This is a genomic window from Citrobacter sp. XT1-2-2 (assembly GCF_023516235.1).
GTDB classification, from domain to species: domain Bacteria; phylum Pseudomonadota; class Gammaproteobacteria; order Enterobacterales; family Enterobacteriaceae; genus Citrobacter; species Citrobacter werkmanii.
In genome coordinates this window covers 1,355,994-1,367,902 of the sequence record NZ_CP097324.1, presented here as the reverse complement: position 1 = coordinate 1,367,902, position 11,909 = coordinate 1,355,994, and the positions used below count along the sequence as shown (strand labels likewise).

General features: G+C 54.1%; 15 protein-coding genes. 2 read left to right on the top strand and 13 right to left on the bottom strand.

Features of this window, described 5'->3' with window-relative positions; all coding sequences use genetic code 11:
- Positions 1-164: 164 nt before the first annotated feature.
- Positions 165-293 (top strand): small toxic inner membrane protein TimP, encoded by a 129-nt coding sequence (gene timP, locus M4I31_RS06550; protein ID WP_312027932.1) that lies wholly within the window; start codon positions 165-167, stop codon positions 291-293.
- 36 nt (positions 294-329) lie between these two features.
- Here timP and sseB read toward each other — a convergent pair whose 3' ends face one another.
- The 11 genes from sseB to trmJ form a co-directional block, all read right to left on the bottom strand.
- A complete protein-coding gene (gene sseB, locus M4I31_RS06545) occupies positions 330-1,106 on the bottom strand; it encodes an enhanced serine sensitivity protein SseB (RefSeq protein WP_085049331.1) in 777 nt (258 codons plus the stop codon).
- 70 nt (positions 1,107-1,176) lie between these two features.
- Positions 1,177-2,460, bottom strand: a complete 1,284-nt coding sequence (gene pepB, locus M4I31_RS06540) for an aminopeptidase PepB (protein WP_085049320.1) — start codon at positions 2,458-2,460, stop codon at positions 1,177-1,179.
- 61 nt (positions 2,461-2,521) lie between these two features.
- The gene (iscX, locus tag M4I31_RS06535) at positions 2,522-2,722 is read right to left on the bottom strand and encodes a Fe-S cluster assembly protein IscX (RefSeq protein ID WP_003037694.1); all 201 of its coding nucleotides are present in this window, start codon (positions 2,720-2,722) and stop codon (positions 2,522-2,524) included.
- Positions 2,723-2,733: 11 nt separating this feature from the next.
- Positions 2,734-3,069, bottom strand: a complete 336-nt coding sequence (gene fdx / locus M4I31_RS06530) for an ISC system 2Fe-2S type ferredoxin (RefSeq protein WP_003037690.1) — start codon at positions 3,067-3,069, stop codon at positions 2,734-2,736.
- 1 nt (position 3,070) lies between these two features.
- The gene (gene hscA / locus M4I31_RS06525; RefSeq protein ID WP_085049319.1) at positions 3,071-4,921 is read right to left on the bottom strand and encodes a Fe-S protein assembly chaperone HscA; all 1,851 of its coding nucleotides are present in this window, start codon (positions 4,919-4,921) and stop codon (positions 3,071-3,073) included.
- 15 nt (positions 4,922-4,936) lie between these two features.
- Positions 4,937-5,452: a co-chaperone HscB gene (gene hscB, locus M4I31_RS06520; RefSeq protein ID WP_038642626.1), complete on the bottom strand. Its 516-nt coding sequence runs from the start codon at positions 5,450-5,452 to the stop codon at positions 4,937-4,939.
- Positions 5,453-5,526: 74 nt separating this feature from the next.
- A complete protein-coding gene (iscA, locus tag M4I31_RS06515) occupies positions 5,527-5,850 on the bottom strand; it encodes an iron-sulfur cluster assembly protein IscA (protein WP_003037681.1) in 324 nt (107 codons plus the stop codon).
- 20 nt (positions 5,851-5,870) lie between these two features.
- Positions 5,871-6,257 carry a Fe-S cluster assembly scaffold IscU gene (gene iscU, locus M4I31_RS06510; RefSeq protein WP_002913991.1) on the bottom strand — a complete coding sequence of 129 codons (387 nt, stop codon included), beginning with the start codon at positions 6,255-6,257 and terminating at the stop codon, positions 5,871-5,873.
- Positions 6,258-6,283: 26 nt separating this feature from the next.
- Complete coding sequence (gene iscS / locus M4I31_RS06505) at positions 6,284-7,498, bottom strand: cysteine desulfurase (protein ID WP_032939471.1); 1,215 nt, start codon at positions 7,496-7,498, stop codon at positions 6,284-6,286.
- 112 nt (positions 7,499-7,610) lie between these two features.
- On the bottom strand, positions 7,611-8,102 hold the full coding sequence (gene iscR, locus M4I31_RS06500) for a Fe-S cluster assembly transcriptional regulator IscR (RefSeq protein ID WP_003037674.1): 492 nt from the start codon (positions 8,100-8,102) through the stop codon (positions 7,611-7,613).
- 173 nt (positions 8,103-8,275) lie between these two features.
- Positions 8,276-9,007 (bottom strand): tRNA (cytosine(32)/uridine(32)-2'-O)-methyltransferase TrmJ, encoded by a 732-nt coding sequence (gene trmJ / locus M4I31_RS06495; protein ID WP_069324453.1) that lies wholly within the window; start codon positions 9,005-9,007, stop codon positions 8,276-8,278.
- A gap of 118 nt (positions 9,008-9,125) precedes the next feature.
- Between trmJ and suhB the strand changes: the two genes are divergently transcribed.
- Positions 9,126-9,929: an inositol-1-monophosphatase gene (suhB, locus tag M4I31_RS06490; RefSeq protein ID WP_003835237.1), complete on the top strand. Its 804-nt coding sequence runs from the start codon at positions 9,126-9,128 to the stop codon at positions 9,927-9,929.
- Positions 9,930-10,033: 104 nt separating this feature from the next.
- On the opposite strand, the gene M4I31_RS06485 is transcribed toward suhB, so the two are convergent.
- Entirely contained in the window at positions 10,034-11,014 is a 981-nt protein-coding gene (locus M4I31_RS06485) for a nickel/cobalt transporter (protein ID WP_085049318.1), read from the bottom strand.
- Complete coding sequence (locus M4I31_RS06480; RefSeq protein WP_085049330.1) at positions 11,005-11,643, bottom strand: DUF1007 family protein; 639 nt, start codon at positions 11,641-11,643, stop codon at positions 11,005-11,007. The genes M4I31_RS06485 and M4I31_RS06480 overlap by 10 nt, the downstream gene beginning before the upstream one ends.
- Between the last annotated feature and the right edge of the window lie 266 nt (positions 11,644-11,909).

The following is an 11,909-nucleotide window of genomic DNA, read 5'->3' as shown; positions in this document are numbered from 1 at the left end:
AACTATTCAATATTTAGCGTATTATCTTCCCCGGCCCTTTCCGCCGTCTCGCAAACGGGCGCTGGCTTCAGGAAAGGATGTCCCATGGCCGTTTATGCAAGCGCGTCTCAGCGCTTGCTATCGCGGCATTATCGCCAGTGGTGCTGTCGTGATGCGGTCTTCGCATGGACCGCGCAATGAAGATACGATACTTCTGTATCGTGCTTGTTGTTTCTGGCGCGTTGTGTCTTCACGGGGATCGGGATTACCCAGGTAATTCCATACACGTGACGCTCAGCACCCAGGGCAAGTAAGCCTGGTAGCCGCCCTTCGGGGCGGCTTTCCTTCACTCAGATAATCCGGTTTTGTTTAAAGTCGCGCAGGAACCCGCCCCAGCGGCGTTCGTAGAACGGTGCGATATGCTCGGTGATAAAGTGGCTGACACCCTTCTCGCCTTTCTTCACCTGGCAAATATCAATCGGTTCATCGCCCGGCAATGTGTCGGTCGCGACGCTGCCCGCAGCGTGGATGATCTCTTCAATATCACCGTCAGCTTCAATCCCGATCAACAGGTTTGGCTGAGCTTCCGCACTTTCTTTGATTGAGCAGAGAAACGCGCGTTTTACCGGCTTGATGGTTTTAAACAGCGTGGTCAGCGAGTCGATCATCTGCGCTGGCGGTTCAGCGACTTCAGAGAGGATCAGCGATTCGCCGCCTTCCAGTACCTCTTGGGTGCTTAGCGGACTCCCCTCTTCACCGATCAGCAGACTGATTTCACGCGGCATAAACTCTTTGCCGGTCGGCAGTTTCGCGTTGAGAAACAGCGTTTCGCCGAGCGTCATTTCAAACAACGTACGCACCGGCATAACGACAAATGCTTGCTCATCTTCAACCGCCTGCTGCAGGGCCTCAAGGGAAGTAAAGAACGGGATCACGGTTGTGCCGTCTTCTTTTTCCCAGTGCTGAAGGTCGAGGGCGCTGTCTTCAACCACCGCCTCGCCTTCTGCAGCAGTACCCGGCACCCAGACGGTGGATTCAAGTAAAGTACGGAAAAATGCCGGTCGATGCGCAGGCTCTGTCGCCGCTTGTTCCAGCAACGTTTCTAATTCATTTTTTGTTTCGGACATAAGGATCACAAATTGGATGAATACATGTAGGCCGGATAAGCGTAGCGCCATCCGGCAATACAGTCATGAATTATGCGGTCAGCAGATTCGCGATGGTGCGCACACCCAGACCGGTTGCGCCCGCAGACCACTGCTCAACTGGCGCTTTGCGATAAGTTGCAGAGCAGTCGATGTGCAGCCAGCCTTGCTGGTAGTTTTCCACAAAATGAGACAGGAAGCCTGCTGCAGTGCTCGCACCCGCCGGATAGGCCGCACTGCCGGTGTTATTCAGCTCGGCAAAGTTAGACGGCAGCTGACTACGGTGGAACTCAGCCAACGGCAGACGCCAGAACGGCTCGTTTTCTTGTGCCGCGCTTGCCAGCAGACGGGCAGCCAGCTTGTCGTCAAAGCTGAACAACGCGTGATAATCGTTACCCAGGGCGGTTTTCGCGGCACCGGTCAGTGTAGCTGCATCAATAATCAGCTCCGGTTTTTGCGCGCTGGCGTCGATCAGACCATCCGCCAGCACCAGGCGTCCTTCCGCATCGGTATTCATCACTTCCACTTTTTTGCCGTTGCGATAGTGAATAATATCGCCCAGCTTAAAGGCGTTGCCGCTGATCAGGTTATCCGCACAGCACAGGTACAGCTTCACACGCTTGTTCAGACCACGGGTGATGGCAAACGCCAGCGCGCCGGTAACCGTTGCCGCACCGCCCATATCGGACTTCATTGAGTCCATAAATGCGCTTTGCTTGATGCTGTAACCGCCGGAGTCAAAAGTAATGCCTTTGCCAACCAGACAGGCGTAAACCGGGGCTTCTTTGTCGCCAGTCGGGTTGTAGTCCAGCGCCAGCAGCACCGGAGGACGCTCAGAACCGCGCCCCACGGTATGCAGTCCCATGTAGTTCTGCTCACGCAGATCTTCACCTTTGGTGATGCGGTAAGAGACGTTATCGCAGGCAACAGAGCACAGCAGGTCGACCGCGCGCTGCGCCAGTTGTTCCGGGCCCAGTTCTTCCGCCGGGGCGTTAATGGTATCGCGCACCCAGTCAATAATCTTCAGACGGTTATCCAGCTCTTTGCGCTGTGCTTCGTCAAGGGTAGCCCACTCAACTTTGCGACTGCCTTTCGGTCCTTTATAACCCTGCCAGAAAGCCCAGCTGCGTTCGGTATCCCAGCCTTCACCGTCCAGTTGCACATGTTTAATACCCAGGCCGTCGATTTTACGCGCGGCGCGCTGGATAAGGCCGAGGTCATCTTTTCCGTTCAGGTGCAGGGTAATGCCTTCATTATTAATGCTGTATGTTGCCTTTTCACCCCAGCGGGCATCGGCAGGTTGCGTGGAAAGCGTAATTTTCATGGCTTCTGTCATTTTATTTATCCTTATTTTCGCGCATACAGGAAAACGGGCCACCCGTGGGCAGCCCGTTGACTTATTCGGCTTCGTCCAGCCAGACCAGTAAAATGGCCTCAAGGATTTTTTCATTCGATGCCTGTGGATCATCATCGAACTCTTCCAGGTCACAGATCCATTGGTGCAGATCGGTGAAACGAACGGTCTTGGGATCGAGATCGGGGAAGGCGTCGTACAGCGCTTCACCGATTTCACGGCTATCGGTCCACTTCAGTCCCATACTACCCTCTGTTAATGCTCACGTGCATGATTGATTGTGTAACGTGGGATTTCGACCACTAAATCGTCCTCGGTTACCCGCGCCTGACAGCTTAAACGGCTCTCCGGCTCCAGGCCCCAGGCTTTATCCAGCATGTCGTCTTCTTCTTCCGTGCTTTCCGGCAAAGAATCAAAACCTTCACGTACGATGCAGTGACAGGTCGTACAGGCACAGGATTTTTCACAGGCATGTTCAATCTCGATACCGTTACGCAGGGCAACGTCGAGAATGGTTTCGCCAGTCTCAGCTTCCAGAACTGCGCCATCGGGACAGAGATCCTGATGAGGCAAAATAACAATCTTTGGCATATTAAACCTCGTCCACGGAATGGCCTTTCAGCGCGCTACGGACGCATTTGTCCATGCGGCGAGCGGCGAATTCCTGGGTTTGTTTGTCTACGTTTTTAATGGCTTGTTCTATCGCGTCAACATCGTCACCCTGCGCAACCTCGCTCAAGTGCGCGGCGGCGGTGTCGATAGCCTGACGCTCTGCGGCGCTTAACAGCGCGGCATCAGCGTTCAGCGCACCGGATAAGCTTTCCAGTACACGTGCCGCTTCGACTTTCTGTTCTGCCAGCATACGGGCTTTGACGTCCTGCTCGGCAAAACTCATCGAATCCTGAATCATGGAGGCGATTTCACCGTCGGTCAGACCATAGGACGGTTTGACCTGAATGGAGGACTCAACGCCGGTGGATTTCTCCATAGCGGTGACGCTCAGCAGCCCATCGGCATCCACCTGAAAGGTCACACGGATATGCGCGCCGCCTGCTGGCAGCGCAGGAATACCGCGCAGCGCAAAGCGCGCCAGTGAACGACAGTCCTGCACCAACTCACGCTCGCCTTGCATCACGTGGATGGACATCGCGGTCTGGCCGTCTTTAAAGGTGGTAAAGTCCTGCGCACGCGCCACCGGGATAGTGGTGTTACGCGGGATCACTTTCTCCACCAGGCCGCCCATGGTTTCAAGGCCCAGGGACAGCGGAATGACGTCCAGCAGCAGCATTTCGCTGTCTGGTTTATTCCCGACCAGAATATCCGCCTGGATTGCCGCGCCGATAGCGACCACTTTATCCGGGTCGATAGAGGTCAGCGGCGTACGGCCAAAAAACTCACCAACGCGTTCACGTACCAGCGGCACGCGGGTTGAACCACCGACCATCACCACTTCCAACACATCCTGCGGCTCAACGCCCGCATCTTTCAGCGCGCGACGGCAGGCCAGCAGCGTACGCTTAACCAGTGCGGAAATCAGTTCATTGAAGGTTTCACGGGTGATTTCACCCTGCCATCCCGCCACGTTAACCGTTACAGAATCGGCGTCGCTGAGCGCAATTTTCGCCGCAATGGCGGCATCCAACAGTTCACGCTGTACGCGGTTGTCGCTGCGATCGGCAACCCCCGCCTGCTCGCGAATGTAATCGGCGAGCAGATGGTCAAAATCATCGCCGCCGAGCGCGGAATCACCGCCGGTCGCCAGCACTTCGAACACGCCGCGGCTCAGGCGCAGAATAGAAATATCAAAGGTACCGCCGCCAAGGTCATAGACTGCGATCACGCCTTCCTGACCGGAGTCCAGGCCATAAGCGATCGCCGCAGCGGTCGGCTCATTCAGCAGACGTAATACGTGCAGACCAGCCAGGCGCGCGGCGTCTTTGGTTCCCTGACGCTGTGCATCGTCAAAATATGCCGGAACGGTGATCACGACGCCGTCCAGTTCACCGGACAGCGATTCGGTTGCCCGCGCGGCCAGCGCTTTCAGAATATCAGCGGATACGCGCACCGGATTAAGTAAACCGGCAGCGGTTTCAATCATCGGCAGGCCGTTTTCACTGGCCTGAAACGTATAAGGCTGATGCGGATAGCGCGCCTGGATATCCGCCAGAGAGCGGCCCATCATGCGTTTTACCGAACTCACGGTATTGGCCGGGTCAAGGGCGGCATTGGCGCGGGCATCGTAACCGACAGAGTAGCCCTGCGGCTGATAGTGAACCACTGACGGCAACAGGTGGCGACCTTCGTGGTCTGCCAGCGTTTCGGCCTGGCCGCTGCGTACGGTTGCAACCAGGGAGTTGGTAGTGCCTAAATCGATACCTACCGCCAGACGACGCTGGTGCGGCGCGGCGCTCAGACCAGGCTCACTAATTTGTAATAAGGCCATTTTCGCTTCCGGAAATTAAAAATCGAGCAGTTTTTCTTCGAGTTGTTCTGCACTGCTTCGCAGTTTATCGAGAAAACGCAGCTTACGCACGGTATCCGCCGCCGCGTCCCACATCTCGTTATCCAGCTGTTCAACCATCAGTTGATGGCGACTTTCAAACATTTTTTTCACGCGCTGGATAAAACTTTCCAGTCGCGATTCGTCTTTCGTCTGCTCGATCTCGTCAAGCTCTTCCCGCAGTTCCAGTTGCTCCATCAGGAACGCGGTATCACGCACCGTGTGCTGCTCATTGCGAATATCAAAACCGTGTAAAGACAATAAGTATTCGGCGCGCATCAAGGGATGACGCAGCGTTTGCCAGGCCTGGTTAATGGTGGCGGACTGCGAAACCGCAGCAAGTTGTTCCGCCTGAGAACCGCTGGCGAATTTATCAGGATGATACTGACGTTGGAGATCCTGAAAACGGATCGTCAGGGCCTGGAGATCAATAGGATATTGAGCGGGTAATCCGAAGAGAGTGAAGTAATCCATAACTATCTCAGGGGTAGCCTGTTAGAACAAACCCCACACGTAAAATCATGCGTGTGGGGTTATCGGTGAGCGCGTTATACGTGGAAGCTTTCGCCGCATCCACATTCGTCTTTCACGTTCGGGTTAGTGAACTTAAACCCTTCGTTCAGACCTTCTTTGACGAAGTCTAACTGCGTACCGTCGAGAAATTGCAGGCTCTTACCGTCGACCACAACTTTAACGCCTTTGTCTTCAAACACGGTATCTTCAGCCGCCGGCTCGTCAACAAATTCCAGTACATAGGCCATACCTGAGCAGCCGGAGGTTCTCACGCCCAGGCGCAGGCCAAACCCCTTACCGCGGTTAGCCAGGAAGGTATTTACACGCGCTGCTGCACTGTCGCTTAAGGTAATCGACATAATAAAACCTCAACTCTTAATTATTTTGCTTCACGTTTGCTTTTGTAATCCGCAATCGCGGCTTTAATCGCGTCTTCAGCCAGGATAGAGCAGTGAATTTTCACCGGTGGCAGTTCAAGCTCGTCGGCGATATCGGTGTTTTTAATCGCCTGTGCTTCGTCCAGCGATTTCCCTTTTACCCATTCGGTAACCAGAGAGCTGGAGGCAATGGCGGAACCGCAGCCGTAAGTCTTGAAACGCGCGTCTTCAATGATACCCTCATTGTTGACTTTGATCTGCAACTTCATCACGTCGCCACAGGCCGGTGCGCCGACCATGCCGCTACCCACGTTCTCGTCGCTGTTGTCAAAAGAGCCCACGTTACGTGGATTCTCGTAGTGATCGATAACTTTTTCGCTGTAAGCCATGTTGAATTCTCCTTATTGGTGCCGAATTAGTGATGTGACCATTCAATACTGTTCAAATCCACGCCCTGTTTGAACATTTCCCACAGCGGAGAAAGGTCGCGCAGACGGCCAATGGAGTTGCGAACCAGATTGATGGCGTAGTCAATCTCTTCTTCGGTAGTGAAACGACCTAAAGAGAAACGAATTGAGCTGTGTGCCAGCTCGTCGGTCATACCCAGCGCGCGCAGCACATAGGATGGCTCCAGGCTTGCTGAAGTACATGCAGAACCGGAGGATACCGCCAGGTCTTTCAGCGCCATAATCAGCGACTCGCCTTCAACAAAGTTGAAGCTGACGTTGAGAATGTTCGGTGCGCCCTGTTCGAGATCGCCGTTCAGGTACACTTCTTCCATGTCCTTCACGCCGTTCCACAGACGGTTACGCAGACTGCGCAGACGCGCCATCTCGGTTTCCATCTCTTCTTTCGCGATACGGTACGCTTCACCCATGCCAACGATCTGGTGGACAGGCAAAGTACCGGAACGCATGCCGCGCTCGTGACCGCCGCCGTGCATCTGCGCTTCGATACGAATACGCGGTTTACGACGCACGTACAGCGCGCCGATACCTTTCGGACCATAGATTTTGTGGCCGGAGAAGGACATCAGGTCAACTTTCAGTTGGCTCAGGTCGATAGGCAGTTTGCCCACGCTCTGAGTGGCGTCAACGTGATAGATGATGCCGCGCGCACGGCACATTTCACCGATAGTCGCGATATCCTGCACCACGCCGATTTCGTTGTTCACGTGCATGATGGACACGAGGATAGTGTCGTCACGCATTGCCGCTTCAAGTTCTTTCAGGTCGATAATACCGTTACGCTGTGGGGCGAGGTAAGTGACTTCAAACCCTTCGCGCTCCAGCTGACGGCAGGTATCCAGCACGGCTTTGTGTTCGGTTTTGCTGGTGATGATGTGCTTGCCTTTTTTCTGATAAAAGTTGGCTGCACCTTTAATCGCCAGGTTATCGGATTCCGTCGCACCGGAGGTAAAGACGATTTCACGCGGATCGGCACCGACCAGCTCAGCGATCTGATTACGGGCGATATCTACCGCCTCTTCAGCATGCCAGCCAAAACGGTGTGAACGGGAAGCTGGGTTACCAAAGTTTCCGTCCAGGGTCAGACACTGCATCATTTTCTCGGCAACACGCGGGTCCACCGGCGTGGTTGCGGAGTAATCGAGATAGATCGGTAATTTCATTGCTCTATAAACTCCGTACATCGCTTCAATGCAAGGAACCAGGCAACCGGCTGGATGTACGACCGAGTTAACGGGGCGTTTAACACCCCGGCCTGATTCTAAAATACTTTTATTATGCGCGTAACTTAACGTCGATCGCGTCTTGAGCACGATTAGTGCGTGGAGCGTCATGCGTGTGCTGGCGACCAGACACATCCAGGACTTCCTGATTATTCACCAGTTCGCCCAACGTAATGTTGTTGAGGAACCCGGTCAGACGATCGCTCAGATCGCGCCACAGCGCATGGGTCAGGCATTTATCGCCGCCCTGACAACCGCCTTTGCCCTGGCAACGGGTCGCATCTACAGACTCGTCGACAGCGCTAATGACTTCACCTACTGCGATGCTGCCGGCATCTTTACCCAGCAGATACCCGCCGCCTGGTCCACGTACGCTTGAAACCAGACCGTTTTTACGCAAACGGGAAAACAGCTGCTCCAGATATGACAGGGAAATTCCCTGACGTTCAGAAATATCAGCCAACGGTACCGGGCCCGTTTCTGAGTTGAGCGCAACGTCCAACATTGCGGTCACGGCATAACGCCCTTTTGATGTCAGTCTCATGTCTTACTTAGCCTCAAACTCGCCCCTGCCCGGGGTTTTTTATTGTAAAATGGGGGTATTGCATAGCAGGGGCAAGTCTGACATTCCCGACTAAATCAGTCAACTATTTACTTGACTAATTTAGTCAGGTATTTAACCTTCAGTGCCGTTTTCACTTACAGGAGGCGTTTCGCTTACTTGCCTTTATTCTGCTGTTCGATAGATGCCAGAATCCCGCGCAGGATATTCAGCTCCTGACTCTCAGGACGCGCACGCGTAAACAGACGGCGCAGCTTGTTCATCACTTGTCCCGGATGGCCTTCGCGAATAAACCCGGTCGACAGCAGCGTTTGTTCCAGATGACCGTAAAAACGCTCTAAATCATCCACCAGCGGATACTCAGCTTCTTCGTATTCGACGCTCTTATCACCTTCCTGCGTCGCCAGCCAGGCCATGCGGACTTCATAAGAGATAACCTGCACCGCCATCGCCAGGTTGAGCGAACTGTATTCCGGGTTCGCGGCAATGGCGACGTGATAATGGCATTTTTGCAGTTCTTCGTTGGTCAGGCCAACGCGTTCACGACCAAATACCAGCGCCACCGGCGTATTCGCCGCTTCAGAGACGCTTTTTAAGCCGCATTCACGCGGGTCCAGCATCGGCCACGGCAACGTACGGGAACGCGCGCTGGTGCCTACTACCAGACTACAACCCGCCAGCGCTTCATCGAGGGTATCGACGATCTGCGCGCTGCCGATCACATCGCTGGCGCCTGCCGCCAGGGCGATGGCCTGCGAGTCCGGTTTGACCAGTGGATTAACCAGCCACAGATTGGTTAAACCCATGGTTTTCATTGCACGGGCCACAGAGCCCATGTTGCCAGTGTGAGAGGTTTCCACCAGCACAATTCGAATATTTTGCAGCATTGTATTTCTTCGGCTAAAGATTATTCGGGCATATTATCATAAAACGAAGACATATTCCGAACTCGCTGCTATACTCTGCGCCGTTTTCCCGTTCTTTAACATCCAGTGAGAGAGACCGATGCATCCGATGCTGACCATCGCCGTGCGCGCAGCGCGCAAGGCGGGTAATGTAATTGCCAAACACTACGAAACGCCAGACTCTGTAGAAACCAGCCAGAAAGGCAGCAATGATTTCGTGACTAACGTCGATAAAGCCGCCGAAGCGATTATTATCGAAACGATTCGCAAATCTTACCCACAGCACACCATCATCACCGAAGAAAGCGGTGAACATGTTGGTGAAGATTTGGATGTTCAATGGGTTATCGATCCACTGGATGGCACCACCAACTTCGTAAAACGCCTGCCGCACTTCGCGGTATCTATCGCAGTACGCATTAAAGGCCGTACTGAGGTTGCCGTTGTTTACGATCCAATGCGTAATGAACTGTTCACCGCAACCCGCGGTCAGGGCGCGCAGCTTAACGGTTACCGTCTGCGTGGCAGCACGGCTCGCGATCTGGACGGCACCATCATTGCCACCGGCTTCCCGTTCAAAGCGAAACAACACGCCGCTTCTTACATGAAAATCCTTGGCAACATGTTTACCGAATGCGCTGACTTCCGCCGTACCGGTTCTGCCGCGCTGGATCTGGCCTACGTTGCCGCAGCCCGCGTTGACGGTTATTTCGAAATTGGTCTGCGCCCGTGGGATTTCGCCGCAGGCGAGCTGATTGCGCGTGAAGCTGGCGCCCTGGTGTGCGACTTCACCGGCGGGCATAACTACATGGCGACCGGCAACATCGTTGCAGGTAACCCGCGCGTAGTGAAAGCCATGCTGGCTAACATGCGTGACGAACTGAGCGACGCGCTGAAGCGCTAATTGTTTGATGCCTGATGGCGGCTAGCGCCTTATCCGGCCTACCAGGGAAGTTCCCCGTAGGCCTGATAAGCGAAGCGCCATCAGGCATTCATCCTACAACAGTGCTAAAACGGTCTTATCCCTCGCCCCACCGGCACCGCGCTCATCCACATCACCACCGCTGCCGCAATTAATACCGTGCCCCCGGCTAACGCCAGCGTCGTCCAGCCAATCTGTCGCCACAGCACCGGCGCTTTATGCCCGCTAAGTCTCACCGCCAGCGAGCGGAAACTGTGTACCAATAAAGCCAGTGACGTAATCGTCAAAGAGGTGCCCGCCGCCATGGCCAGCGCCGACGCCATGCCCCAGCTAAAGACGCCAATCACTTTGCTGAACAGCAGCACCATGATGGCCCCGGAGCATGGGCGCATCCCCATAGACAGAATAATCATCAGCCGGGCGCGCCAGTCATCACCGCTTTGCAACTGTTCCGGCTGCGGTAAATGCTGATGCCCGCAGCCACAGCCGTCGTGATGCACATGGCGCGGCATGAAGGCGGTAAACGTTGGCCGCTTTAGCAATAAGCGCAGTTTTTTCAGCGCCCGCCAGCACAGCAGCAGGCCTAACACGCCCACCAGCACATAACTCCCTCTCTCCAGCCAGAAGCTGCTCATATGCAGCTGCCGCGCAGGCAACTGCAAGACGGTGAGCACGATAATCACCAGACCAATCGCGACCAGTCCTTGTAATAAAGACGACGCCAGCGTCAGGCCGATACTGGATTTGAGTTTTGACGGGTGCGTCGCAAGCCAGGTAGTAATCACCACTTTTCCATGTCCCGGCCCCAGCGCATGCAGAACGCCGTAGAGAAAACTAAACAGCAGCAGCGATCCCCCTGCCTGGGTCGGACTGGCAGCAACCGCTTTCAACAATCCGCTCATCTGTTGGTTTACTTCGCGCTGCCAGACGATGCTTTTCATCATCACCTGCGGCCAGGCCAGCCATAGCCAAAGTATGCCGCCTGCCGCCAGCAGCAAAAATAGCGCCAGCGGCCACAGCGTGAGCCAGCGACGTCCGGTGGGTCGTGGTTGATAAACTACTGACATTGCAGCGTTACCGTTTGTGCGAACTGTTTACCCAACTCCATATCCTCCGGCGGGGCGTCTTCTTTATCCAGCGACTGCGCAAAGATCAGCGTTTGTTCATTCGGCGTCGGGGTGTGTACTGAAATACGGCATTGCTGGCTAATGGCCTGCCCCAGCATGGCGTCGCTGTCCTGGTCATAGCTCATATCCACGTAGTAGGTCGGATCGAAGGTTGAAATGGTATATTTTTGACCACTCAGCGGCTGTGGTTCAGCTAAGGGTAGAACGAACGTCAGCACCGCCTGATGTTCCTCACGTTCCATGCCGTATTCCGTCGGCCTGTTTTTAAACTTTACCTTTTGCCCTTCATGCCACACTTCAGTGAAATAATGCTGCCCAAGCACATTCGCCATCACTTCCGCCGCCAGTTTTTTCCAGATCTCCGAGCCAGGTTTAGCATTCCCCGCATCGTAAAGCAGATCTGCCGAGGTGATTTCATCCATCGTCCAGCGCATTTTCAGCGCCACGAACTGATTATTCTCGCTCACTATCTCGGTTTTCAAATGGATAAAGCTGTGGGGATGCGCGCCTGCGCCAAAGGACAGGACAGCAAGAAACAACGTTACAATGATGTGCTTAACACGCTGCATGACTTCTCCACGATAAAAATCCAGGCCGCCAGAAATAATGGTGTGTTTGGCGAAAGAGTGCTGAGGATAACATTGAACGAAAAAATGTTGAGCCCCCTTTTCCGGTATCGATTCAGTTCTCAATTTCGACAATTCTTTCTCCAGCAACACCCGTCTGAATCCCTTTTCGCCGCCACAATTTATGCAAAATGATAATAAATTGTTAATTAAAAGTTTTATTTTAATTATTAATTAACAATAATTTTGCTGGTATGGATATAAAACCC